This window comes from Mucilaginibacter ximonensis (genome assembly GCF_042686265.1).
Lineage (GTDB): Bacteria > Bacteroidota > Bacteroidia > Sphingobacteriales > Sphingobacteriaceae > Mucilaginibacter > Mucilaginibacter ximonensis.
The window spans coordinates 1,634,572-1,659,437 of the sequence record NZ_JBHUPD010000001.1; the positions used below are offsets into that span (position 1 = coordinate 1,634,572).

Here is a 24,866-nt window from a genome sequence, read left to right on the forward strand (position 1 = left end):
TTGAGTCAGCCAGCCACCGTTCTCTTTAAGAGGTAAATAGTTGTAGAACGCCAGTAATTTCTCTGTAACAGAACAGGCGAATATCTTCAAAAGCTGTATTGCCATTTTTTGCCGTTAGCCATTTCTCTGAGGCAGGCTCAAAACCGGCACCTAATTCCATCAGCACGCATTCAGCGTTACGATTGTATAAATGTTGGGTTCTGAAGGTACACCATATCTTGTGGTTGTGACTTGCAATCGAGGCATTTATTTGCAGCATTGTTGGTTAAGGCTAGTTTTATAAATTAACTACTAACTTTCAATAAATGCAAAAAATAGTATATTTGATAGATCGACCCTAAATCATTATCTCGTGAAAATAAATTTGTATAGTTTGTTTTTTCTTCTTTGTTTGATGATTGTAGGAGTTCAGCCTGCAAATTCGCAGACTATTTTTGAAGGCCAAGTCCTAGATAAAACCACTGACTTACCTATACCTGCCGTGACGGTAACCCTATTGAAAAAGCATATCATAGTACTATCTAATGACCAGGGCTATTTCAAAATAATAGTAGACGGGGTTTTACCTGAGGATGAACTAATTTTCACATCAATAGGATATGAAACATATAAGTTGCCAGTCAAAATGTACACGTCAGATTCTTACATAAAGATGCAACCCACCAATACATTGCTTAACCAGGTGAATGTTAAAGCTGGCAAACTAAAGCAAATGACAATAGACAAATTTTTGGTGCCTAACATTAATCCGTTTGAAACGAAAGCGACGGGTGTTATGGCTATCAGTAATACATTGGAAGCGAAGCTATTTAATATACCAACGAAAGATGCAACACTAAAAAGCGTTCAATTTGGCAGAAGGGATTATGGTGATCATTTTATAACTACAAACAAGTTTGCGCGGTTTAAACTCCATATTATGAATGTTGATACGATAACTGGAGCTCCGGGAAAAACAATTTTCACTAAAGACGTTAATTTACAAGACAACTCCCATATCGTTTCGATTGACCTTAGTAAAGATAAAATCGTTCTGCCTTCAACTAGGTTTTTTATTGCTATCGAGCATTTGTTTATTCCATACAATGAAGTGGTTAGTATAGAGGCTAGCAAAAAGGTAGCTGGGACTGATAAAAAAGGGGATCAAGTCCTGGAAGATACACCCTTATATTATGTCGAATACCAACCGTTTCTAGCAACGTATCCACAGAATCATCCGATAATGTTTTGGTATAAAAAGGATCAATATAGTTCTTGGCTCTCGCGTTCCATTGCAGCAAATAATGATACAATGACTTTGTCCGTCACTATACTTTATTAAGTGCTACATGAAGAACTTTTTCATTTTTATTTATTGTATTATCTCCTTAAATGCAATCGCTCAAACAGGGAAGCTCAATAAATTTCATTTAGTTGATAAAATCACGAATAAACCGGTGGTTACTTCGGTATCCATTTTGAAGGCAAAACTATCTATCACTACTGAAAAAGATGGTATTTTTGTAATTCCTGGAGAATTAAAAACTATGACCGATAGTGTTATTTTCAGTGCACAAAATTATGATGATATTAAAATGCCTTTAGCAGCATTGAGCGCATTAGACACCATTAGATTAAACAGATCGAATTTTGAGGAAAACAGAACCGAACGGAAATTTGTCAAGGATACGCTGTTAAATGACTTTAGAGATGAAGATGTTGTACACTTTGCAGGACTCCATGATGGTGCTGGTAGTTTTAACTACCTGCAAATTGCTCAAGAATTTTATACCGATAAAATAAATACAAGATTAGACGCGCTACAAATAGAACGATTGTCTTTTAATTTAGATACCAGATATGGAATGGCAATCTCTGATGAAAAGCATCAAAAATACCAACAGATTGAATTTACCAAATTTAAAGTGCGAGTATACGATATTGACGCCGCAACCGGCAAACCTGGAAGAGATTTATGTGACCGCGTTATTGAAGTAAATATAAAATCATCCGAAAGGGCTCGGATAAAATTAAAAAGCTACAACATAATTATTCCCCATAAGAGTTTTTTTGTTGCTATTGAATGGATGCGCGATTATTACAATGCTCACTATACTGTTATCCTTGCTCCCAATACGAGTACACGAGATAAGTTGATGAGTTATAAGCCAGCTATAGGCATATCACCTGTGACCGGTAAAAAACTTAATATATGGGTGCTTAGTACTAACCACGATTGGTTCCCCTTTACAACCTTTAGCCCCTTCGGAACCGATCTCGCTATAAAAGCAACAGTGTCCTATTAAAAGGAGGGTGGTTGATATTCGTACGGTAATTGATCGCCCACTCGTTTACGGCCCCAGAAACCACGTATCAGAAAAGTTCGATAATCTGCAAAACTACCTTTTTGATCTATGATGGCCCTGTCCAAATACAGGCTTAAAATTGAACCTGTATCTGAGAGGTTACTAATTTTTTGCATACTGTTTATACCTTTTAACATAGATGAATTCATATCTGCTACCGCTTTCGGGTCATAGACTACATACAAGGACGTAAATTTCATACTGATAAGTGATGAATCGATCCTTGTGAGAATTGTATCAAATTTGATTGGCGCAATGTAAGAGCTAAAATTACCGGGAGCATTTTTGGGTACGTATAATTGGCGAGTAATAAACCCTTCAGCCAAAGTACTACCCATGTAGACCGATCTCAAAAAATGCATGAACGATCCCTTATAGGCGCTCAAACGATTGATATTCCACAGCTTTTTTTCTTCTTCTGTTCCATTCATTTCTTCAAACACCGTATTGCCATCATAGCTTGTAATTTTTGTAAAGCCATTATATGTAAATGTTTTAAGTAAGTATTTTATCCGATAACCTAGTCGCTTGTTCTCTATTTCTAAGAATTCATCGGCATCTGCATTTAAAATAATCCGATTCCAAAGCGTCTTTTTTGTACTAAAATTTATGACCTCCGGGTTTAATATAACACATTCATTCGCGGTGGAGTCCCCCAGAAATTGTTCCTTAAAGATTGCATATTCTTTTTGCCATGCTGCTCTTTTTCCGATGGTAACTTCTTTAAGTTTTATTGACTGCGGAGACAATGATAATTGAATATCAAGTGGTTTATCACTTATAATAATACTTTGCTGATAAGGTGAATATCCGAGCATTTTCACGATTAATTGAAATGTGCCTGCACTGATATCTGGAAATTCAAACTTTCCAAATTCATTAGAGATTGTCGCTGTTTTAGAACCACTTAAAAATACTGTTGCGCCGTTTAGTGGCTTACCATGTTCATCGTTAACTGTTCCTGACAGTTTGTAGCGACTTTGAGCAAGCAAATCTATGTTAGTGGTCAGTAATATGATGAGAAGGCAATTTCGCAGCAATACGATGGATATTTTATGCATTTTGATGAATTCGATTTAATTCCGACGTTGAATTATTCAATGTTTCATATAATTGAACTTGCAAATAGAGCGAAATTTTAACGGTTGTCGTTGTTTCCTCTTCACGAACTTTTGTAGGCAAATTCCACACTCGAAAATTTTGATGTCTTTAGGGAAAAAAATTCCAGTGTTCAAATAAATTAAGGTCTGTTAAAGTAACAGACCTTAATTCATTATTGATAGCAAGCCATATTACATTGATCGTAAGTCAAGCAGCCATAGTCAATATTATCGCAGAAGCAGTCATTAGTATCGCCGCTGCAGTCACCATGATCGCCGCTGGCGGTAGAACCATTACTCCCGCTAGGTGGACCTGAATACACGCATGTGCCACTTTGGCAAAAATAGTCAATGGGACAGTCTAATGCACTGTTGCAATCGCTGCCACCAGTCACGGCTTTCAATTGCTCTCTGCTTAAAATTTCTCTCGCGCCTAAGCTTAACGCTTTCAGTCTTAATTTTTTCATTTTTCAATGATTAAAGGTTTAAAAAATTGTTGATTATATAATCCTCATAGGCTAGCACAACTTGGATTATGTCTTTATATAACGTAGATTATATTTTTCCTTAAGTCGATAAAAAATATTTGAGGTCATGAACCGAGTAATTGGATGGTAGCTGGTAACCGTTAACAAAAAAAGTGGGTGTGAATCTTATCTCTGTTTTCTGACACCATTCGTGCATCGCTTTAATTTTGTCACCCTGCTTTTTTAGCTCTCCATTCATTGGGTATTTTTCTGAAAAAGCTTTGTAATCTTTCTTCTCAGCATGATACCAATCTTCTAGTGCCTGTTTTATTAGGCCTGTCTCCTGTTTCTGATCTATAGCCAAGAGATGCTTTACCGGCTGCGATTTGATATCCTTTTCATCATTTGATGCCGTAAAAATAATTTGCACCTGCAGCTCGGTGTTGTTATTCAGCAAATCTTCAATTGGTGTATGGGCCCGAGCACACGGACCGCAGTAGGGATTGCACACCTTTACTATTTTAAATTTCCCATTTGGGTTACCAATTGTTATCCCCAAGCCCGCAGTGCTGTATTCAATAGGTTTTTGCTTTTCGAGCAATGCAATGAAAATTTCAGGGCTATGTTTTAGCCTTTGAATTTCGTGGGTCAACTGTTCGCTTTTTTTAGCTTTGCTCAAGGCTGGTATCAGGAGTGTAATTATAATGAATGGCACCACAAATGCGGAAACAGTTTTTATGGCCAGATCAGCAAAATTAGCACCTTGTAATATGGAGAAGTCGTGCCACCCTCCGAAAAAGGTTACTGTGCACTGCAATACCAATACGAGTTGTACAGACAAGCAAAGCACGCACCACTGTTTAGCTACCTGCCATTGGTAAAACACTGAATAAAGCACATATGGGGTTGCAGCCAGCGTTAACCACGACAAAATGTTCAACATGGCGACATTACTTAAGCCTGAAAGTAAAAACAGGGCAAGGCTGCCCGCAAAGTAAACAAAGCCTACAGTGCTCCAACTTATGCCAAGTATTTTGGCATCTTTTGATTGCAAGATAGCGCTACAATTCACTTTTTTGTTACCCATGCAAATATCCTGTAAGACGATATTGCTTTGGTCTACCTCATACCAGAGCAATAATACTGTAATGGCAACGCCACACAGGGTTAGCATTGCATAAAGTGATGGTAATATCGCACGCGTGCCATCAATAAAAAAGGAAGAAATGGCAGAAGCAATAAGCAATAGAGGAAGGGCAGTAATCATTAAGATTTGGGAAAGCCTTACTCGTTTTTCTTCGGCTAATCTCTTCTCATAGTCTTTTTCTTTTACAGGTTCTTCAATTTCAGCCATTAAAACATTTCCCGACGATTTTTTAGTAAACTCATGTAAGGCGATAATACTCCACCTTTGGTTTTCCGGGTCATAATACTGTGCTTGTTTATCATTTATCTCTTTAACTACCGTGAATTGGTTTACCTGATTTTCGCCGTTAAACTGCGTTATAAAAGGGGTTGGTATTTCAGGCAGCTTTTCTTTGTCAAAGCGCGCCGTTAGATTTTCAATCCCATGGTTATTAAGTACATCGCTTATGCTTAAAAAAGTTGGATAATTAGGATGATCTTTAATACTTTTCTCTAATGTAGACCAAGAAATTTTAGCACCCAACAAGTCTGTTAAAAGGTAAGCAGCCTCAGGAGCGTTGTCTTTGGGTTCAAGCAATCTGGTGATTAACTTTCTCATGATTTATATTTATTTGGTGAGCTATAATATTTTGTGATTATATTTTAAATAGGCCTCTTGTATACGTTTAAGTTTTAAGTCACTGCGCACAAACATTTTAGTAACTAGATCTTTTTGATCGTTATGAACACTTGTGATATCCGAGTATCCGAAATCTTTCTGCGTTGATATAAAAGGATAAAGCAACATTTTATGCGGAGTCATTCGAGAGTAAGCCAGGTCAGCCACCATTTTTTCATCAAAAGGCTCATCCAGGATATACTGAAAAAAGTCTTTGTAAATCACCATGAACTGAGTTGACAGCAAATGCCTGACCCAATACCGGTTTTTAGTGATCGGTATAACGTTATTGAACTTACCGGAGCCGCCAGATAATAAAAAAGCGCCATCTTCATTTGCTTCGATAATATTCCTAATTAAGAATTGCTTAGAATAGTCCCTAGTAAATTGATGATCGTCTTCGCAAATCACGATTACATCATCGCCGTTGGCAGTTGCGATTTCGATTACTTTTCGAATACTCATCCATAGTCCTAAAGCCCCAATCTCATGTTTGCAGGCGGTTATAATCTGTACATCAAATTCTGGTTTGTCAGCAAATTCAGCCTTAATATGTGCCAGTCGCTCAGTTCGTTCAGGAAGGTTAATTACATAAGTAGGAATGGTGATAGTATTATAAGCAGCCTGATCTAAGCACTCGGCGTTGTCCTTTGGAAGACTGTTATAAAGATCTTTTACCCTGATAATATCCAGAAGATTTCGATTAGAATGAACGAAGTAAGAACCGACCTTTCCCTCTTCATTATTGTTTGCCGTCGCGTCTGAGTATCCGAAATCTCTCTGGATAGCCAAAAAGGGATGTCTCAGAAAGACATGGTTTGATAGCCGTGCAATTTGAAAGTCAGCGGCCCGGTAACCAACGAGTCTGACATTTTTGAGTACATCAATGAATTTTCTAAAAATTATTGTGAATTGCAATCCTGTAAAGTTGTTGGTCCAAAATACATATTGCGAAACTTGGACTGCATCGTCCACCCAACTTACACCACCCAATAAAACGTCAGCATCAAGTTTTTGAGCATGATGGATAGCATCAATTAAGTGTTGTCTTGAGTAATGCTCCGTAAACTCGATGTCGTCCTCACATATAATTATGTATTCCGCGTTCGAAGGAACTAGGTCTATTAAAATGTGTCGGATTGTAGTCCACAACCCTAACGCACCGAACGAATGCTCAAATGCTTCGACAATTTGAAGCCGAAATTCATCCCGCCCGGCAAATTGTCCAACAACATGTTCTTTACGATCAGTTCGTTTTTTAAGATTTATGACATAGGTTGCAATTCCAAAATCGTCAATAACAGTCGACGACGGCACGCTGCCCGACTTATTTTTCATCTTTAGGTAAGCTAATAACTCATACCTAAGCTTTGGGGCTCACTTTAGGAATGCGTTAAGGTTATTGGTTATATAGTAAGTAAAATTAATATTTGGATTTGTAAAAACAAATGAATATCAAGTATTTATAAAATAACTTGTTTTTTATATATAATTTTTGGTTACTTTACATATACCCTTAACCTGATAAAAACCTTATCATGCGCTTCTCTTTTTACAAGCAGCTAAATGCAATGGATTGTGGGCCCACTTGTCTGCGGATGATTGCTAAACATTATGGTAAACATTATAATGCGAGCACATTACGTTCAAGAGCCGGCTTTAACCGTGGTGGAGTTTCCATGCTTGGCATTAGTGAAACTGCTGAACAAATAGGCTTCAGGACAAGAAGCGCCCAAATTAATTTCGACAAGTTATTAGTTGCCCCGGTACCGGCAGTCCTACACTGGAACAAGAATCATTTTGTGGTTTTGGTCGATTTAACAAAAAGAAAAGCCATCATCGCAGATCCCGGCCGTGGCATGATCACGTATACTAAAAAAGAATTTCTTCGATATTGGATATCTAACAGGGATGAAGAATTTGGTGAGGTCGGAACGGTATTGCTATTAGAGCCTACAGCCGCTTTTTATGAAGAGGAAGGAGAAAAAGAGCATAAACTCAGATGGAGTGTTGTTGCTCAATATCTGAAATTGAGCAAGAAGCAGTTCTTTCTGGTATTCGTTTCCTTAATAGTCACCTCGATGATGCAGCTCATACTACCATTTTTGACTAAAAGCATGGTTGATGTCGGCATTAATACCCACAATCTCCAATTCATCACCATTGTATTGATTGCCCAATTGACTTTGACATTAAGCAGCACCGTTATTGGATTTATCAGAAGCCGACTCCAATTAAACATATCAAATGTTACAAACATATCCATTCTCTCCGATTTCTTAATCAAGCTAACCCGGCTTCCCGTGTCATATTTCGAGACACATCAACCCGGGGATACTATGCAGCGAATAGGTGATAACCGGCAGATACAATCTTTTTTGACAGGGCAAACCATGTCAACACTTTTTTCATTTTTCAACTTTATAGTTTATGCTACCATACTTATCACTTTTAATATCCAACTTTTTATTGCATTTGCGATAGGCAATTTCGCGTATTTCGGCTGGGTACAGCTTTTTATGGGAATTCGGAGAAAACTTAATTATCAAAGTTTTGAACTGTCATCAAAAGCGAACAGTGCAACGATCGAGCTGGTGCAGGGAATGCAGGAAATACGATTAAACAACGCAGAACAGCTTAAACGGTGGGAATGGGAAAACATCCAGGTAAATGTATTTAAGCTAGGCTACAAAAGCATGGACTATGGCCAGATACAAACGATCGGTGGCCTTTTTATTAACCAAGCCAAAGACATTTTTATAAGTTTCATGGTCGCACAGATGGTGGTAACAGGCCAACTGACCTTTGGCGCCATGCTGGCAGTTCAATATATCATTGGATCGTTGAGCGGACCTGTAAGTCAGTTCATAGGACTGTCACAAGTTATACAGGATGCCAAGATCAGCATGGAACGTTTAAATGAGGTTCATGGCCTTGAGGACGAAGAACCTGCCGACAAAAACCTGATTGCTCATTTGCCGGAAAATAAAGATATCATCTTCGATAAATTATCATTTACTTATCCAGGCGCAGGCAATGAACCAGTTATAGAGGATATCAATCTTATTATACCGCAAGGAAAAGTTACCGCAATAGTCGGTGTAAGTGGTAGTGGTAAAACAACGCTGTTAAAATTGCTTTTGAAAATATATGATCAATATGACGGCGAGATCAAAGTTGGCGGTAGCAATTTTAAGAATCTAAGCGCATCCTTTTGGCGAAGACAATGCGGTTCTGTATTACAAGATGGATTCATCTTTAATGACACTATAGCCAAAAACATTGCGGTAGGATTTGAAGAAATTGATAAAGACAGGCTGCTTCAAAGCTGTCGGATGGCCAATATTTTAACGTTTATCGAAAACCTGCCGAACGGATTCAACACTTTATTGGGAGGAGGCGGTGTCGGCGTAAGCCAAGGTCAAAAACAACGCTTGCTTATTGCGAGGGCAGTGTATAAAGAACCCGAATATCTTTTCTTTGACGAAGCAACAAATGCGCTTGATGCCAATAATGAAAAAGAAATTGTAGAACATCTAAATGATTTTTTCACAGGCAGAACGGTCGTGGTAGTGGCTCACCGTTTAAGTACTGTAAAAAATGCAGATAAGATAGTGGTGCTGCATCAGGGTAAAATAGCTGAAGAAGGCACACATAAAGAGTTGACTGCACTTAAAGGCAGATACTATGAATTGGTGAAGAATCAATTAGAACTTGGAAATTAAATTAGCACGCGATGAATGAAGAAACATTAAGAGACGACGATGAAGAGATAATCGCGAAAGACCGGCCTCTATCCGTTCAGATGCTGCGCTCTGAATTAGCACAGGAAATAGTATCCAGAAGGAACGGGGTTTTGGAAAAATGGGCATTGTTTATTTTTCTCGCGATGTTGCTCCTGGTATTTGGTGGTACCTGGTTTGTTCATTATCCCGATATCATTACAAGCTCAGCAGTGCTAACTGCAGAGAACAATCCAAAAGAAATTACAGTAAAGCAAGAAGGGCATCTGATCAAACAATTTGTTACAAATAATCAATCGGTAAAGCAAGGCGATATAATAGCTTGGATGGAAAGTTCAGCAGATCCTAATCAGGTTAATGAGCTTGCTAAAGAAATTGATAAAAGCATTGATTTACTCACTGAAAATCAACCACAAAAAATATCAAACATTATCAATGTAAATCTAAGTAAGCTTGGCGAAATACAACCTGATTACCAGCAATTCTTACTAGCGGAGGACGCTTTTAATAATTACATTTCAAACAATACCAACCTTGCAATAGCAACATCTGAACATAAACCGGATCACGCAAAAATTGCATTTCAACAACAACTTCAGCTTTTGAAAAGCAGGATCCAATTGTGGACAAGTAAATACATTTTACAAGCGCCAGTAGAAGGGCGAATAGCAATCAACGAAAACATAAAACAAGATGATTATTTAAGGGCAGGCGCCTTGCTTGGCTATATTATGCCCTTAAACAGTCGGTATTTTATGCAGACCATAGTACCACAAAGCAATTTCGGCAAATTAGATACCGGCCTGCATGTACAAATAAGATTCGAGGCTTATCCTTATGAAGAATGGGGATTTGTAAACGGCATCATCAGTAATATTTCCAATGTATCTACCGGAAATGGCTTTATGGCAACTATAAAGTTCGACAATGGCCTTGTTACCAGCAACCAAAAGACACTTCCATATAGAAGTGGATTGAGAGCCCAGGCAATCATTATTACAAAAAACATGAGACTGTTGCAGAAATTTTATTATGGCTTTGTCAAGTCTACATCTATAAATAAATAACCTAACAATGTCATGAAAGCAGTAAGCAATAGAAAAAATTTCAGGGAATTGTATAATTCAACTATTTTCACCAATATCTACAAAAGAAACGCCTGGGGTGGCAAAAAAGGTGAATTTTATTCCGGCGCAGGCTCCCATAATGCCTATATAGATGAATATGCCGGTATAGTTTCTGACTTTGTAATTCGGCATAACATAAATGATATTGTAGAGATAGGTTGCGGCGATTTTAATGTAAGCAATGCTATCTTAAATAAATTAAACAATTCTGATTATAGATTTACTTATACAGGTTATGATGTAGTAAAGCCACTCATCGCCCAAAACACATCTAAATACGGATCTTCCACCGTAAAATTTGTTTGTAAAGATTCATGTGTCGGCACGGTCAAGACCGGGGATTTGCTTATTATAAGACAAGTGCTTCAGCATCTCAGCAATAAATCCATTAAACAGATTATCGACAAATTCAAAAACTATAAGTATATCATTTTTACAGAGCATCAACCTGCAGACAAATACAATGCTATTATAAAGCCCAATATAAATCAACCAAGTAGTGCTGAAAACAGGTTACGTTTCAAGTCAGCCGTTTATTTGGATAAGGCTCCTTTTAATTGCGTAGTCCATTCAAAACTATTTTCGATCATGGAGTGGGTATACGGGATGGAAGCTTATATAAATACCTTTCTGATAAAAAATTAAAAAGTTAGCGGTTACTAAAATGATCATTGTTAAACTACAAGGCGGGCTTGGAAACCAGATGTTCCAATATGCAACTGGTAGAGCGTTAGCTATAAAACATAATGTACCCATGTTTCTTGATCAATCTTTTTTGGAAAGGAATAACGTAAGTCGAAACGGCTTCACTGCGCGTAAATATGGTTTAGACATTTTCAATATCGTTAGCAGCAGGATAACTGCACAAATTATCGACCGGTATTTTGAGAAGAATCCTGATAGCATTATGATTAATTATAAAGAGCTTCCGGTTAGTTTTGATAAGACATTCAGAGTCCTTCCTTCTTCGGTTTATATTAGTGGTAACTGGCAAAGCCCTAAGTATTTTGCCAATATTTCATCTGACATTCGACAAGAATTCACCTTTAAATATTTTGAATTTGACCCTGATTTTAAATTGATCGCTGATGAAATATCAGAAAAAACTTCTGTGGCTATACATCTGCGTCGCGGAGATTACATTCCAGAAAAAGGTAGTCCACAAATCTATTTTATTTGCGATAAAAGTTATTATTTTAAAGCCATGAGTTTTATAAGAGAACGCTTTCCCCACGCAGCATTTTTTGTTTTCTCAGATGATATCAAATGGTCTAAAGATCACTTCAAATTTGACCATTTCGATGTAAACTTTGTTTACAATGAAAAATTTACGGACTGGCAAGAGATGTTCTTAATGAGCAAATGTAAGCATAATATCATGGCGAACAGCACTTTTAGCTGGTGGGCTGCTTGGCTTAATGACAATAACAACAAAGTGATTATTGCTCCCAAAAACTGGTTTAATATTGTTCCTCCGGGTTTTAATTTAAACCATCTATATCCAAAAGAGTGGATAAGGATGTAAAACACGACTTAAATAGTTAGTGAATCAATTTATTTTTGAATGAGTGCGTGCTTGACTGTGTATTCTTCCCCGTTAAATCATTAGCTGGCTTTGTGACCGCTTCTTTCGTCTTTTCTTTTGCTCGGCCTCGGTTTCTGAAAGGATATTCGCCCGTCCTGTATAAACTGGTTCCATCGGTACTTCCAAAAAAACCGCTGCCGTTTTATCAACGGCTGCCACCATATCGCCGGTAGTTTTGAACAAACCCTCCGCAATTCCCTGGGCAAGCTCGTTAGCGATGGCTTTTCTTTGATAATTTGGCGAAGCCCCCCCGGTAAGCAGGCCCATTTGTTCCCGTTGCAGCAGTTCACCGTTCTTTTGACATTCGCATAAGCCAAGTATCGTTTAGCTGCCGGTCAAACGAAAATAAGCTATCAAACAGGGGTTCTCCACTCTGCTTGAATGCCTTGCGGTCAAACTGCCCCATTTTTTTAGAGTGCTCGGCATTACTGCCTCGCGAAGTGTTCATCGGCTAAGTTTGATGCTGTTGGTTACATCCTTGCGGCTGACAATCACCTGTATATGCATCTGTTCTCATCCTTTCGATCTCCTCGTCTTTTAAGCCCTTGCTTGACGTCTGGGTCTTTATGACTGTAACAGCGGTAGTTTTCCAGCTTGGCGAACCATAGCAAGTCTCGTGACTGCTGATGCCCTCGCGTTTAAAATTTTGAGCGTAGGCATCCATTACACGGACGGCAAAACCCTTTCTTTGTTCCCTGGCACCAGCCTCGATGTGCAGGGCAGCAACTTAAAAATAACAGGATGATAAAGTAATAACGTTTCAAAGGTTATAGTTTGGTTGCACTAATATATACATCAGTTGGACAATTGCGTTATCAACTGTCTGTATATTCCTTTATTGTGCTCAATCTTCTTGTCAGCCTTATATAGCTGTTTCAAGGTTGTGGGTCAAATTTCAAAAGGTAAGTTATAAACAATATCAATCCTTAATTCTCATCGCTCCGGAAATAACTTCAGTTAAACAGAGGCACCAAACGTAAAACTGAAAATAAGCACTATAATCTCATGTTTATTCATAAAATTTACGGATTTAAGACAATTGGTTGTAATAATAATTAGTGTTATTGATTTTTACCGAAAATTAATTTATGCAACTGCAAGCAGAAAAGGTTTCACCTTCAGATCAGGACAACACTTTTAAAAATTTGTGGCACATGGTGGGTAACACACCCATGATTGCCCTAAACTATATTTTTAAAGGAAAACCTGGTACTATTTATGCCAAATGCGAGCATTATAATTTAACCGGTAGTGTTAAAGATCGCATGGCTTTATATATAATGTATCAGGCTTACAAAAACAGCAAAATTAAGCCAGGCGATACTATAGTGGAGGCCACCTCAGGTAACACCGGTATAGCCTTTGCAGCCATTGGTAAGGCTTTGGGTCACCCGGTGAAAATTATTATGCCCGACTGGTTAAGCAAAGAACGCGTAGACATTATTAAAAGCATGGGAGCCGAAGTGATCCCAATAAGTAAAGCCCAGGGAGGATTTTTAGGCAGTATTAAACTAGCCGAGGATATGGCCAAGGCAGACAGTAATGTATTTTTGCCACGTCAATTTGAAAACGATTTTAATGCCGAAGCTCATGAAAAAACCACCGGCAGAGAAATTTGGCGCCAGCTGGCCTCAAATGGGTTAATGCCCGATGCCTTTGTGGCCGGCGTAGGTACCGGCGGTACGGTAATGGGTGTTGGCCGATACCTGAAAATGCTGAATCCAAAAGTTAAAATACACCCTTTAGAACCTGCTGAGTCGCCGACGTTAACTACCGGCCATAAAGTTGGCAATCACCGCATACAGGGCATTTCTGACGAATTTATTCCCGCTATAGTACGTTTAGATGAACTGGATGAAGTGATTCAGGCCAATGATGGCGATGCTATTATTATGGCGCAAAAACTAAGCAAACAATTGGGCCTGGCAGTAGGCATATCGTCAGGCGCTAATGTTATTGGCGCTATCAAGTTAAAAAATCAGCTGGGCGAAAACGCCGTAGTTGCTACTTTACTTTGTGATAGCAATAAGAAATACCTGAGCACAGACCTGGTGCGAGAGGAACCGGTTAAAGAAGGTTATTATTCTACCGATACGCAATTTGTCAATTACAAGCCCATGGCCCGCTTAAGTGAACCATTTCAATGATAATATAATCTATAAACAGAATGAAAAAAATATTTATTGTAGCAACCTTCCTGTTAATAACATGCCTGACGTATAACGTATCGGCGCAAATTTTAACCCCTGTACACTGGAGCTATGCAGCTAAAAAAATTAATGCCAAAGAGGCTGTGGTATTTATGAAAGCTTCTATCGATGATGGCTGGCACCTGTACTCGCAGTTTGTAAAAGATGGCGGCCCGGTCAAAACCACCTTTACTTTTACCCCAGCAAAAACTTACACCCTGGATGGCCCAACCAAAGAGCCAACGCCAATAACCCGTAATGAAAAGGTATTTAACATGGACGTAAGCTTTTTTGAGCATGAGGTAATTTTCCAACAAAAAATTAAATTAAAAGCCGGGCAGGCCCTTGTTAAAGGCAAATTGGAATATATGACCTGCAACGACAAACAATGCCTGCCACCAGAAGACCTTGACTTTAGCATCCCGGTGAAATAAGATGAGAAAGCTGGTTTTTATTATTTTTTGTTTATTAACCCAGGCTTTGTTTACCAATGCGCAAAGCTTGGATACATCCGGGGTTGTGTTCAGCTCAGCTGCAGGCGCGGCACCTGCAGCTACAGTAGTACGACCCGCCGCAAGAAAAGCTGAAAAAGCCATTATCAAAAAAACAGAGCGGTCGGTAAAGCAGTCTTTGTGGGCTATTTTCATTGCTGGATTTATAGGAGGAGTGCTGGCATTCTTTATGCCGTGCATTTTCCCGATGCTGCCTATGACTATTGCTTTTTTTACAAAAAGCGCCGGTAAAAAAAATAGCGCCGTTGGTAAAGCATTGATCTATGGCATAAGCATTATCGTTATTTATGTGGTGCTGGGCTTATTGATCACGCTTATTTTCGGTCCGGATGCTTTGAATTCATTAAGCACCAATGGTGTATTTAACTTGCTGTTTTTTATAATGCTGGTAGTCTTTGCCGCCTCTTTCCTGGGCGCCTTTGAATTAGTGTTGCCATCGCGCTGGGTAAATGCAACCGATGCCCGATCAGACAAAGCAGGTTTGGCCGGGTTATTTTTTATGGCAGCTACCTTGGCGCTGGTGTCGTTTAGCTGTACCGGGCCCATTATTGGTACTTTATTGGTACAAGCTGCTACGCAGGGAGCTTTGTTAGGGCCCATAGTTGGCATGTTTGGCTATTCGCTCGCGCTGGCTTTACCGTTTGCGTTATTTGCCATGTTTCCGTCCTGGATGCAATCGCTCCCAAAATCAGGTGGCTGGTTAAATAGCGTGAAAGTTGTATTAGGATTTTTAGAGCTGGCTTTGTCATTGAAATTCTTAAGCAACGTTGATCTGGCTTACCATTGGCATTGGTTTGATCGTGAAATATTTCTGGTGCTTTGGATCGCTATTTCAGCCTTGTGCGGTTTTTACCTGCTGGGTAAGTTAAAATTCTCTCACGATAGTACCCCGGCTTTCATAACGGTTCCTCGATTGTTTTTATCAATTATTGTTTTTGCATTCACGATGTATCTGGTGCCCGGTTTATGGGGAGCGCCGCTCAAATCGGTTAGTGCCTTTCTTCCACCAATGTCGACGCAAGATTTTGACTTGTCATCAGTTAACACGCCGGCAGCCAGTACCGGTGTTACAGACACAACCAAACACAAATACAGCGATCTGTTTGATAAACCCAAAGGCTTCAATCCTTTTTTTGATTATGATGAAGGCCTGGCCTATGCGAAGAAAATGCACAAGCCCGTAATGATAGATTTTACCGGGCACGCCTGTGTTAACTGCCGTAAAATGGAAGCAAATGTATGGCCAGATCCGCAGGTGTCTAAAACGATTAACCAGGACTATGTACTTATACAGTTGTATGTGGATGACAAAACCGACCTGCCGGCCAATGAACAAACGCTAACGCCTGAAGGCCGGGCCATTAAAACCATCGGCAACAAATGGAGCTACTTGCAAACCAGCAAGTTTGTATCTAATTCTCAGCCTTTTTACGTATTGCTTGATCCCGAAAAACAAGAACCCTTAGTACCACCGCAAGGTGCCAATTATGACGCCGCAAGCTATTTAAAATATCTGCAAGGCGGCTTAAAAATTTATAATCCATAATAAAACACAGTTTAAAATCAATTACCAAAAGTCTTCAGTCGTTCTTATCAGTTACTAGTTAATTAACCCATTAAAGCATCGTCGAAGCAGATGCTTTTTTTTATAAGCTACTTAGTTCTCTGTTTACAAATATTTGACGGGTATGGTTGGTATGCAACAACCTGTGATTAAGATATTACCGGTCGACGATACAGCTTCCCTAATCTACGCAGCCAGGTCGGTCACATAGTGATCAATATAAACTATACACTTCTGAAAGTATAATTTAAACGCTAAAAAGCCCCAAGCCTTCAAATACTGATTGAAGGCTTGGGGCTTTTTTAGCGTTTTCGGTTATGAAAAAACAGACAAGCTTTTAAAAGCTATATCTGGCACCGAACTGAATAGAGTAATAATTACCCGTATATACTTTAGTACCGGCGTTAGTATTTACCGAATAAATGTATGAATTGGTAGATGGATCAAATCCTTTCAGGTTATATAAAGTGGTATTAGAGATTTGATTATAGCCACCCCATTTATAATTAAATAAGTTTAACATATTGAATACGTCAACACGAAAAGTTATTTTATTGGTTTTGGCTATCTTTAAATCATAAGAAACGCTTGTATTCCATTGCGTATTCCACGGCTGCATGCCGCCATTGTATGCTGCAAATTTGCCAAAGTTACTTTCCAGATATTTTCTGAATTCAGGACTGGTTTTGGCCAGCAAAGTTCGCATATCGGTAGCAATGTTTGCCGGTGTTTTTGGATCATTCGGGTTAAAAATATATGCCAGATCCTGTCCGTCGTTCCCTTCGCCAATGATATCTTTATTTACGTTAACTGTATAGTGTCCGTTTTGGTAAGCCTGAAAAGAAGTGCTTACGCTAAACCCATGAAATACAGGGCTAAGGAATAGCAATACCAACTTATGTCTTTGATCGCCATCGCTTAACCAATTCTTTCCGTACGACGCATAGTCCCAATATGAGCTTCCTACGCTAAAATTAGCGTTTCGAGGGTCGCCGTTGTCATATGGAGGTGTTCCCGTAGCTTTACCATAAGCGTACGACACGCTGGCCTGGCCCCCATTGCCAACCTGTGCAGCCACGTCGGCAACAGCGCCCCAGAATTTAGATGACCATTTAGCATTGGTAAAGTAGCGTACCTGGTTAAAGTCTGACGATATTCTTGAATTAGCAATTGGCAGCCCGTTGGTGTTTGTTGTTGGGATGGTGCTTGGCTGAACATATACTTCACGCCCTTCATTGGTTACAAATTCCGGGTTGCGTTTAAGATTTAAATCATACAGATAAAAATTGTCCCAGGTATTGTTAAAATAAACGTTTCCGCCGGCGCGCAACCAGTCATTAAAGTAGTGATAATAACTAACATTTGTTTTGAAGGTGAGCGGTGTCTTTAAGTTTTTATCCAAAACCAGCACAGTGGCCGGTTGTGTTGTTCCGAGCGAGTTATAGTAAGCAACGCCAGGCACCTTACTAAAATCTTTTTGATATGCTTTCCAATCTGGAACCGGCACATTGGTACGTATGTCTATCTGGCGAAAATCTACACCATTATCGATATGGGAGAAAGTAATTGGCTGAGTAGTTAATTCTGAAGCAAATAGCCCGGCGCCAAATTTCACTATATCACGGCCATTACCGTTCACATCCCATATAACATTTAAACGTGGTTGGATATTTTTTGCATCAAAAGGCACTACGTGCGTATTTACGCCCAACTCTTGATATAGCAACGGGTTATAGGTCGGTGCGCTACCGATAATCTGTCCGTCCCAGCGAAGACCAAAGCTAAAATCGACATTAGGGCGAAGCTTGGTTTCCATCTGTGCAAACGCTCCCAATTCAAGCAACGGGACGTGTACCTCCGGGTTTTCGCCATCTAACGGAATTTTCCTGTTGAAACGATACGGATTATTGGCTTGCATATCGGCAATGCTGTTATAATAAAACTGCCCCTGCTGGTCATGCGACAACTGGTCTGAAATAAAATTCAAATTGTTATCTGTACCAAATACGTAGTTGATATTTCCTTTTTTCAGGCGCAGATAATCCACCAGTTGCACTACATCAGAAGCGTCTCTTTCAGGAACCCAGTTTTGATTCCCAAATGCAACGGTTGTAGTGCCTGTGCTGCCGTCTGCAAATGTTGATTTTACGTTTACAAATCCTTCAGGCACATGGTTGCCTACAAATCCTAATTTTTTGCGATAAGTACTGTATTGTAATTTTAACTCATTGGTTGTTGTTGCGTTTATTTCAGAGCGTAAACTCAATTCGGCAGAATGATCTATTTCATGCCCTATATATTGGGTGCTTAGCAAGCCACCGCTTTTGAGTTTGTTTGGATCTGTAAAATACAGAAAATTGTATTTAAAGGTCAGTAAGTTCTTTTGGTTGATGTTCCAGTCAAGCTTTACAAATGCGTTTTGCGTTTTTTGCGTGATATTGATGGGACCATATTCCTGCATAACCGGAAATCCAAACTGGTTTTCCATGATATCCACAACCTGCTTAAGATTGGCTTCTGTAATGCCTAAGTTTTTTTCTGCCTGGTCATGTGTAGGCCCGGCAAAACCAAAATCATAAGCACGGAAAGGCATAGTTTTAGTGTACTGATCGTAAGAAACCAGGAACAATAACTTGTCTTTAACAATAGGTCCGCTAAATAAAAAGCCCTCCTGGTTTATGTTATATTTTGTGGTGATTGGATTGCCATATACGTCTTTTTTTGCGGCCAGCGCGTTGGCTCCATAATACCCCCATGCCGAACCAGAAAACGTGTTGGTTCCTGATTTTGTGATAGCTTTTACAAGCCCGCCTGATCCTCTGCCTGAAGTCACGTCATAGTCGTTTGTTGAAATTTCAAACTCCCTTATAGTTTCTGACGAAATAGAAAAAGCAGCATCTGTTACGCCGCCAAATGTAGCGCGCCTGTTGCTTACCCCATCCAGCATATAACCCGTACCCCCGCTTTTAGCACCCGCCAGTGCACCGCCGCTTGCTAAAGGAGACAGAAACATCAGGTCGGTATAATTACGCGTGGCAATAGGTAGTTTTTGCATGGTACGACTCGTAATGGCAGTACCTCTTCCAAGACGGTCAATACTGTTGGTAAAACTGCTGGATTTTACTACAACTTCAGCCAGTTCTTCGCTTTTATTGGTTAGTACAATTTGCTTTAATACCAAATGGTCGCCAAAATTTAAGTTAATGCCTTTTAAAACCTGGGGAGCCATGTTTATTTCTGCAACCTGTACCGAATACATACCAACCGGCAATTCGTTAAAAATAAAATACCCTTTCTTATCAGCTGCTGTTTTGGCCGTAAAACCATTGTTTATATTGGTTACAGTTATTGTAGCAAGTTCGGCAGGTTTTTTATCATCATGATAAACAAAACCGCTGATGCTGGTTCCGCTACCTTGCGCAAAAGATTGCTCTTTTGACAAGAATAAAATCGAAATAAATAAAATGATAAATCGGACGAATGTCCCGGTTTTTAAAAGTTGTGGGCTCATGCTGTTGTTTGTTGTATTGTTTTCGCGTTTAGTTAGAGCGCGAAAATAGCACGAGTTTTATCATAAAAAAATAGTAAAAAAATAAGTAACAATAATATAATATACAGTGAACAATAGCAGCAACATTGAATTCTATATAAAACATATATGCAGGAAATTAAATTATAAATAACAATATATTGTAGTTTTAAAGACATATCCTTTACATCTCCTCACAAAATGCACCTGCCTTAGCCGGGTGATTATTATCTTTACCTCATCTATTTTAAAGCTTATGAAAAAAATAGGATTCTTATCGTTCGGGCATTGGTCTGATCATCCTGCATATAAAACACGTACAGCGAGCGATACGTTGCTTCAATCCATTGATCTGGCTGTTGCAGCGGAAGATATAGGTATTGATGGCGCTTATTTCAGGGTACATCATTTTGCGTCACAATTAGCTTCACCCTTTCCATTGCTATCTGCTATTGGTGCTAAAACAAGTAAGATAGAGATAGGCACTGGTGTGATTGATATGCGCTATGAAAATCCCTTATATATGGTAGAAGATGCCGGGGCAGCCGATCTGATTTCAGGCGGGCGATTGCAATTGGGTATAAGCAGAGGATCGCCCGAACAGGTTATAGACGGCTGGCGCTACTTTGGTTATGAACCTGCCGATGGTGAAACTGACGCCGACATGGGACGCCGGAACGCTATGCAATTTTTACAGAGGTTAAACGGTGTGGGATTTGCGGAACCCAATCCCTACCCCATGTTTCCAAATCCACCGGGATTATTGCGTTTGGAACCCTATTCGGAAGGGTTGCGCGAACGGATCTGGTGGGGAGCGGGCTCAAACGCAACCGCCATCTGGGCTGCTGAAAACGGCATGAACCTGCAAAGCTCAACACTAAAATTTGATGAAGGCGGTAAACCTTTCCATATCCAACAGGCCGAACAGATCAGGTTATATAAAGAAGCCTGGAAAAAGGCCGGACATAGCCGCGAGCCAAGAGTTTCAGTAAGCCGCTCAATTTTTGCACTGGTGAACGACCAGGACAGGTATTTATTTGGGCAGGAGAGCGGACAAGTTGATAAAATAGGATATCTGGAAAGCGATAAGCGGGCCATATTTGGCAGAAGCTATGCAGCAGAACCAGACCAATTAATCAAAGAGCTGGCCAACGACGAGGCCATTCGCGAAGCTGATACATTGCTGTTGACCATACCCAATACGCTTGGCGTGGATTATAACATTCATGTGTTATCAGCTATCCTGGAGCATGTTGCACCTGGATTAGGATGGCGTTAATTTTGTAAAAGAAAACAATTGGCGCATGTTGGCTTATACTTTAATGAAAAGCTTACTATTATTTAAGCAATATTGCTGCTTTCTTTTTAATTGCCATAGCGCAACTTTTCTTACTAATTAATATATTAACCAATAAATTATGAATTGCAAAAGTAAATACCCACCTTTGTTTTGTATGGTTTGATCAACCTGTTAACGGTCGACTTGCGAAGAGGGCCCTTATACCCGGTTCTTCGAACGACTTTATCGCTTTCAGCTTCTTCGAAGTTACCGCCATGCTGAAAGCGTTTTATGAAAAAAGTCTTGTTATTAGATGACGAACTGGACATCTTATACTGTGTTGAGCACTTTTTATCGCTCGAGAAATTCGAGGTTAAAAGTACCGTTACCTGCCATAATTTTATAAATATAGCCGAGCAATTCAGACCTGATATAGCGATACTTGATTATCGTTTGGCAGATGGTGACGGTGGTGAAATATGCCGGATGATGAAGGCGCACCCCACGCTAAAACACGTACCGGTTATCATATTTACCGCTTATGTAAAACGGGGGTTAAACTTTTTTGACTTTGGCTGCGACGAAGTAATCATAAAACCATTTGATCTGGAAAATTTGTTATCAACTATCAACCGTTTGACAGGTATCAGGCCAATAAATGAGTCCCAGCTACATTTTATTGATAAAGCGGGGAGAGCACTGCTTTAACAATTCATAATATTGTACATTCGTGCCCGGGAAAATACAGTATTACATGGGCGCAACCAATTATTTACTATACAACGTCTTGAAGCATGTCAACAAGTTTGGCCACTGCGCAGTTTATGTTATTCTGGTATTCACTGCCTCGTTGAGTTACGGGCAAAACACCGTTTATACCACCGAGCTTTACCGTTTAAAAAATGAAGCAAAGGTCAAACTTGCCGGTCACATAGACCAATTTAATGCGTATAAAAATCGCCCTGCGCCTGACGGGCCTTATAATCAAACAAATAACAAGGATTTTTTGCTGGCCAATGTACCGCTGTTTTTAAGTTCAGACAGTACCATCAGCAAGGTATATGATTATCGTTTCTGGATGATCAGCAAACACTTAAAACAGTATCATGATCCTTACGACGGTAAAGATTACTGGGTGGTAACCGAGTTTTTTGGCGTGATGCCATGGGCATCATTAAGCGGGGCAATTACCTGCCCCGCGGGGCAGCAATTTTACGATGTGAGATGGTTACGGGATGACAGGTTTTTAAAATCATACGCCGATTATTTCATGAAAGGCTCGGCTTCTAAATTAAATCAAAGAGAGAACGGTAATTTTTTAACCTATTTGAGCAGACCTGAAAGTGTTCACTTTTCAAGCTGGATGATAAACGGTGTAGACGCATTTTTGAAAATACATCCCGATAACTGGTGGCTGCATCAGGAACTTCCCTATCTTGAAAAGCATCAGCGGATATGGGATAGTCTGTTTATGGTAAAAAGCACAGGCGCCAAAACCGCCGGCCTGTACAAAATATTAGACCTGTACGATGGCATGGAATTTAGTCTCTCGGCAGTAGAGGGGCTGATACACAGCAAAGGCGCATATAGTTTATATACGCCCGATACCTGGCGTAACTACTACCTGGGCTGGGGCACAACAGGCAACGCAGAACAATCAAAACAGGCCAAAGAATATCCAAAAGCTTTTCGTAAAGGATACCCTGATTTTTACCTTGCCAGGCCGTCTATTAACAGCTACATGTACGGCAATATAAGGTCGCTGGCTACTTTATATGGTGTTGACGAGGCTAACTACCGCGGGGCGGAAAAGACTCACAAAGCGGCCTATTATACCTTAAAAGCTAAAAAACTACAGCAAAAAGTTTTAAATGTACTTTGGGACAAAGACGATCAGTTTTTTAACACTTATACCGCAGGAGATAACGCATATGGGGCCCGCGATTACGAGGCCAGGGTGAGAGAATCTGTGGGTTACACGCCGTGGTATTTCCACTTAATTCCTGAAAATAAATACGTTGGTTATAGCAAAGCCTGGAAAATGTTTTCATCAAGAAATGGTTTTTATAACACCGCGGGCATGACTACCGCCGAGCAGCAGCACCCTTATTATAACGAGCAGGCCTACGCCTGGAACGGCCGGGGCTGGCCATTTGAAAACTCAGTGGTATATAAAGGATACGCCAACTACCTGCGCGACTACAAAAAGACAAGCACCTTAGCCGAAAAGGATCTGCTTTATGACTATATCAACAAACTGGCAAAAATGCATGGCGACAAAGAGCTTAACATTGGCGAATGGTATATCCCAAGCGACGGAAAAACATTTGGCGGACAACAGGATTATTTTCATTCAACTTTTCCGGATATTATTATTGAAGACTTGCTTGGCTTCAAGTCGTACCACGACGAGAAATTTTCAGTTAGTCCGCTGCTACCTGAGGATAAATGGGATTTCTTTTATTTAGGCAACATACGCTACCACAATCATGATATAGATATAGTGTGGAAGAAAGATTGGGAACCCAACAAACCCGGCCAGCAAGCTAAACTTTGCATTTGGGTAGACGGTAAATTAAGAGCAACTACCTCATCACTTAACGCAACAACTACCGTTAAGCTTTAAGAAAACATCCTTTACCAACATCATTTGGTTATCTGAAGAAAATAGCCGTCACTAAACCCTTTAAAATCAGGGCTTAACTTACGCGATAATACATTAAGCGTATTACCCGCTCTTTTTACCTCCAGGTAATGAAATGCGGGTTTATAATCTTCTGTAAGATCATGCATTTGCGCATTGTTAGCCCGTAATGGTTGATGCAATCCACCGCCCCCTCCTATTACCAGAAAATATTTCCCCTGCACTTTAAAACTCTCGAAGTTGTGCGAATGCCCGGACAGGAACAATATCGCTTTTTTTGATTTGATGAATGGCGGCACAAAATTTTGCCTGACGTCTGCCGAAGGTTTTACTATCGTACTATTGGTATAAGGCGAATGGTGACAACCAACAATAGTCAGTTTGATGGCGTTATCGTTATCCAGCGAGTCCAGTTCATTACTATACCATTTATTTTGCCGGTCAATCTCTAAAGCCGACATTTCTGCAAAATTTGAATTAAGCAGTATCACGGCAACTGAGTCTATAACTTCTACATAACCAAGCGGATTGTATGCCGTAAAACGCTTTTTAAAATTGAGTATTCCTTTTTTAGCGTTAAACATTACTTCGTGGTTACCCAGGGTAGCATAAATGGGAATGGAATCTTTAACGGCCTGCCCGATATACCGGTCGATATTTTTCCATGCTTTTTTACTTTTTCCAAGCGACACGACATCACCCAAAATAAAAAAGGCTTTAGGGCGCAGGCTATCTACATTTTCAAATATCATCTTAGTAGCCTGCAAGTTATGGTCAGATTTAAGCCACAGTGTCTCAATCCACATAGGCTCTTGTGTATCGCTGGCAAAGGCAATTGCGGGTTTTTTATTTTGAGCAGTAAGCAACTGCACCAAACAAGTTAATAAAATGCTCAAACATAACCTCTTCATGCACTAAAAACGCCATTTACTAATGTTTAGTTTCAATAATCATCTGGTATTTCAACCAACTACGGTG

20 protein-coding genes and 1 pseudogene are annotated in these 24,866 nt (G+C 39.7%); 12 read left to right on the forward strand and 9 right to left on the reverse strand.

Annotated features, from left to right (window positions below):
• Nucleotides 1–25: 25 nt before the first annotated feature.
• The gene (locus ACFS5N_RS07420; RefSeq protein WP_377183775.1) at nucleotides 26–160 is read right to left on the reverse strand and encodes a hypothetical protein; all 135 of its coding nucleotides are present in this window, start codon (nucleotides 158–160) and stop codon (nucleotides 26–28) included.
• A gap of 192 nt (nucleotides 161–352) precedes the next feature.
• On the opposite strand from ACFS5N_RS07420, the gene ACFS5N_RS07425 reads away from it, so the two are divergent.
• Both ACFS5N_RS07425 and ACFS5N_RS07430 read left to right on the forward strand, forming a co-directional pair.
• The gene (locus ACFS5N_RS07425; protein WP_377183777.1) at nucleotides 353–1,321 is read left to right on the forward strand and encodes a carboxypeptidase-like regulatory domain-containing protein; all 969 of its coding nucleotides are present in this window, start codon (nucleotides 353–355) and stop codon (nucleotides 1,319–1,321) included.
• A 7-nt stretch (nucleotides 1,322–1,328) separates the two neighbouring features.
• Entirely contained in the window at nucleotides 1,329–2,285 is a 957-nt protein-coding gene (locus tag ACFS5N_RS07430) for a hypothetical protein (protein ID WP_377183779.1), read from the forward strand.
• Here the strand turns inward: ACFS5N_RS07430 and ACFS5N_RS07435 are convergent.
• The 4 genes from ACFS5N_RS07435 to ACFS5N_RS07450 all read right to left on the reverse strand — a co-directional run bounded on the left by ACFS5N_RS07435 (nucleotide 2,282) and on the right by ACFS5N_RS07450 (nucleotide 7,054).
• On the reverse strand, nucleotides 2,282–3,406 hold the full coding sequence (locus ACFS5N_RS07435; protein ID WP_377183781.1) for a carboxypeptidase-like regulatory domain-containing protein: 1,125 nt from the start codon (nucleotides 3,404–3,406) through the stop codon (nucleotides 2,282–2,284). The genes ACFS5N_RS07430 and ACFS5N_RS07435 overlap by 4 nt on opposite strands.
• A 212-nt stretch (nucleotides 3,407–3,618) precedes the next feature.
• Complete coding sequence (locus ACFS5N_RS07440; protein ID WP_377183783.1) at nucleotides 3,619–3,912, reverse strand: hypothetical protein; 294 nt, start codon at nucleotides 3,910–3,912, stop codon at nucleotides 3,619–3,621.
• Between the two features lie 100 nt (nucleotides 3,913–4,012).
• Nucleotides 4,013–5,656 carry a vitamin K epoxide reductase family protein gene (locus tag ACFS5N_RS07445; RefSeq protein ID WP_377183785.1) on the reverse strand — a complete coding sequence of 548 codons (1,644 nt, stop codon included), beginning with the start codon at nucleotides 5,654–5,656 and terminating at the stop codon, nucleotides 4,013–4,015.
• Nucleotides 5,657–5,677: 21 nt separating this feature from the next.
• On the reverse strand, nucleotides 5,678–7,054 hold the full coding sequence (locus ACFS5N_RS07450; protein ID WP_377183787.1) for a hypothetical protein: 1,377 nt from the start codon (nucleotides 7,052–7,054) through the stop codon (nucleotides 5,678–5,680).
• Between the two features lie 200 nt (nucleotides 7,055–7,254).
• Between ACFS5N_RS07450 and ACFS5N_RS07455 the strand changes: the two genes are divergently transcribed.
• From ACFS5N_RS07455 to ACFS5N_RS07470, 4 genes are read left to right on the forward strand one after another with little or no spacing between them, the layout of a single operon-like run.
• Nucleotides 7,255–9,441, forward strand: coding sequence for a peptidase domain-containing ABC transporter (locus ACFS5N_RS07455; RefSeq protein WP_377183789.1), 2,187 nt, complete (start codon nucleotides 7,255–7,257; stop codon nucleotides 9,439–9,441).
• Nucleotides 9,442–9,452: 11 nt separating this feature from the next.
• On the forward strand, nucleotides 9,453–10,526 hold the full coding sequence (locus tag ACFS5N_RS07460) for an HlyD family secretion protein (RefSeq protein WP_377183791.1): 1,074 nt from the start codon (nucleotides 9,453–9,455) through the stop codon (nucleotides 10,524–10,526).
• Nucleotides 10,527–10,538: 12 nt separating this feature from the next.
• Nucleotides 10,539–11,231, forward strand: a complete 693-nt coding sequence (locus ACFS5N_RS07465) for a hypothetical protein (RefSeq protein ID WP_377183793.1) — start codon at nucleotides 10,539–10,541, stop codon at nucleotides 11,229–11,231.
• 19 nt (nucleotides 11,232–11,250) lie between these two features.
• Nucleotides 11,251–12,111, forward strand: coding sequence for an alpha-1,2-fucosyltransferase (locus tag ACFS5N_RS07470; RefSeq protein ID WP_377183795.1), 861 nt, complete (start codon nucleotides 11,251–11,253; stop codon nucleotides 12,109–12,111).
• A 72-nt stretch (nucleotides 12,112–12,183) separates the two neighbouring features.
• Here ACFS5N_RS07470 and ACFS5N_RS07475 read toward each other — a convergent pair whose 3' ends face one another.
• Entirely contained in the window at nucleotides 12,184–12,438 is a 255-nt protein-coding gene (locus tag ACFS5N_RS07475) for a hypothetical protein (protein ID WP_377183797.1), read from the reverse strand.
• Between the two features lie 19 nt (nucleotides 12,439–12,457).
• Nucleotides 12,458–12,782 (reverse strand): annotated as a pseudogene (locus ACFS5N_RS07480) (DUF5712 family protein).
• Between the two features lie 477 nt (nucleotides 12,783–13,259).
• Here ACFS5N_RS07480 and ACFS5N_RS07485 point away from each other — a divergent pair.
• From ACFS5N_RS07485 to ACFS5N_RS07495, 3 genes are read left to right on the forward strand one after another with little or no spacing between them, the layout of a single operon-like run.
• Nucleotides 13,260–14,318: a PLP-dependent cysteine synthase family protein gene (locus ACFS5N_RS07485; RefSeq protein ID WP_377183799.1), complete on the forward strand. Its 1,059-nt coding sequence runs from the start codon at nucleotides 13,260–13,262 to the stop codon at nucleotides 14,316–14,318.
• Between the two features lie 20 nt (nucleotides 14,319–14,338).
• Entirely contained in the window at nucleotides 14,339–14,794 is a 456-nt protein-coding gene (locus ACFS5N_RS07490) for a protein-disulfide reductase DsbD domain-containing protein (RefSeq protein ID WP_377183801.1), read from the forward strand.
• A gap of 1 nt (nucleotide 14,795) precedes the next feature.
• Nucleotides 14,796–16,418: a protein-disulfide reductase DsbD family protein gene (locus ACFS5N_RS07495; RefSeq protein WP_377183803.1), complete on the forward strand. Its 1,623-nt coding sequence runs from the start codon at nucleotides 14,796–14,798 to the stop codon at nucleotides 16,416–16,418.
• Nucleotides 16,419–16,773: 355 nt separating this feature from the next.
• On the opposite strand, the gene ACFS5N_RS07500 is transcribed toward ACFS5N_RS07495, so the two are convergent.
• On the reverse strand, nucleotides 16,774–19,947 hold the full coding sequence (locus ACFS5N_RS07500) for a TonB-dependent receptor (RefSeq protein WP_377183805.1): 3,174 nt from the start codon (nucleotides 19,945–19,947) through the stop codon (nucleotides 16,774–16,776).
• A gap of 274 nt (nucleotides 19,948–20,221) precedes the next feature.
• On the opposite strand from ACFS5N_RS07500, the gene ACFS5N_RS07505 reads away from it, so the two are divergent.
• The 3 genes from ACFS5N_RS07505 (at nucleotide 20,222) to ACFS5N_RS07515 (ending at nucleotide 23,870) form a co-directional block, all read left to right on the forward strand.
• Nucleotides 20,222–21,244: an LLM class flavin-dependent oxidoreductase gene (locus tag ACFS5N_RS07505; protein WP_377183807.1), complete on the forward strand. Its 1,023-nt coding sequence runs from the start codon at nucleotides 20,222–20,224 to the stop codon at nucleotides 21,242–21,244.
• A 291-nt stretch (nucleotides 21,245–21,535) separates the two neighbouring features.
• Nucleotides 21,536–21,952: a response regulator gene (locus ACFS5N_RS07510; protein WP_377183809.1), complete on the forward strand. Its 417-nt coding sequence runs from the start codon at nucleotides 21,536–21,538 to the stop codon at nucleotides 21,950–21,952.
• 22 nt (nucleotides 21,953–21,974) lie between these two features.
• Nucleotides 21,975–23,870: an MGH1-like glycoside hydrolase domain-containing protein gene (locus ACFS5N_RS07515; RefSeq protein ID WP_377183811.1), complete on the forward strand. Its 1,896-nt coding sequence runs from the start codon at nucleotides 21,975–21,977 to the stop codon at nucleotides 23,868–23,870.
• A 20-nt stretch (nucleotides 23,871–23,890) separates the two neighbouring features.
• Here ACFS5N_RS07515 and ACFS5N_RS07520 read toward each other — a convergent pair whose 3' ends face one another.
• On the reverse strand, nucleotides 23,891–24,799 hold the full coding sequence (locus ACFS5N_RS07520) for a metallophosphoesterase family protein (protein ID WP_377183813.1): 909 nt from the start codon (nucleotides 24,797–24,799) through the stop codon (nucleotides 23,891–23,893).
• Nucleotides 24,800–24,866: the final 67 nt, after the last annotated feature.

Excerpts from the sequence above, each read along its gene's own strand:
- ACFS5N_RS07420 (WP_377183775.1), bottom strand. The coding sequence starts at position 160 with ATGGAATTAGGTGCCGGTTTTGAGCCTGCCTCAGAGAAATGGCTAACG.
- ACFS5N_RS07430 (WP_377183779.1), top strand. The coding sequence starts at position 1,329 with ATGAAGAACTTTTTCATTTTTATTTATTGTATTATCTCCTTAAATGCA.
- ACFS5N_RS07435 (WP_377183781.1), bottom strand. The coding sequence starts at position 3,406 with ATGCATAAAATATCCATCGTATTGCTGCGAAATTGCCTTCTCATCATA.
- ACFS5N_RS07440 (WP_377183783.1), bottom strand. The coding sequence starts at position 3,912 with ATGAAAAAATTAAGACTGAAAGCGTTAAGCTTAGGCGCGAGAGAAATT.
- ACFS5N_RS07445 (WP_377183785.1), bottom strand. The coding sequence starts at position 5,656 with ATGAGAAAGTTAATCACCAGATTGCTTGAACCCAAAGACAACGCTCCT.
- ACFS5N_RS07450 (WP_377183787.1), bottom strand. The coding sequence starts at position 7,054 with ATGAAAAATAAGTCGGGCAGCGTGCCGTCGTCGACTGTTATTGACGAT.
- ACFS5N_RS07455 (WP_377183789.1), top strand. The coding sequence starts at position 7,255 with ATGCGCTTCTCTTTTTACAAGCAGCTAAATGCAATGGATTGTGGGCCC.
- ACFS5N_RS07460 (WP_377183791.1), top strand. The coding sequence starts at position 9,453 with ATGAATGAAGAAACATTAAGAGACGACGATGAAGAGATAATCGCGAAA.
- ACFS5N_RS07465 (WP_377183793.1), top strand. The coding sequence starts at position 10,539 with ATGAAAGCAGTAAGCAATAGAAAAAATTTCAGGGAATTGTATAATTCA.
- ACFS5N_RS07470 (WP_377183795.1), top strand. The coding sequence starts at position 11,251 with ATGATCATTGTTAAACTACAAGGCGGGCTTGGAAACCAGATGTTCCAA.
- ACFS5N_RS07475 (WP_377183797.1), bottom strand. The coding sequence starts at position 12,438 with ATGGGCCTGCTTACCGGGGGGGCTTCGCCAAATTATCAAAGAAAAGCC.
- ACFS5N_RS07485 (WP_377183799.1), top strand. The coding sequence starts at position 13,260 with ATGCAACTGCAAGCAGAAAAGGTTTCACCTTCAGATCAGGACAACACT.
- ACFS5N_RS07490 (WP_377183801.1), top strand. The coding sequence starts at position 14,339 with ATGAAAAAAATATTTATTGTAGCAACCTTCCTGTTAATAACATGCCTG.
- ACFS5N_RS07495 (WP_377183803.1), top strand. The coding sequence starts at position 14,796 with ATGAGAAAGCTGGTTTTTATTATTTTTTGTTTATTAACCCAGGCTTTG.
- ACFS5N_RS07500 (WP_377183805.1), bottom strand. The coding sequence starts at position 19,947 with ATGAGCCCACAACTTTTAAAAACCGGGACATTCGTCCGATTTATCATT.
- ACFS5N_RS07505 (WP_377183807.1), top strand. The coding sequence starts at position 20,222 with ATGAAAAAAATAGGATTCTTATCGTTCGGGCATTGGTCTGATCATCCT.
- ACFS5N_RS07510 (WP_377183809.1), top strand. The coding sequence starts at position 21,536 with ATGAAAAAAGTCTTGTTATTAGATGACGAACTGGACATCTTATACTGT.
- ACFS5N_RS07520 (WP_377183813.1), bottom strand. The coding sequence starts at position 24,799 with ATGAAGAGGTTATGTTTGAGCATTTTATTAACTTGTTTGGTGCAGTTG.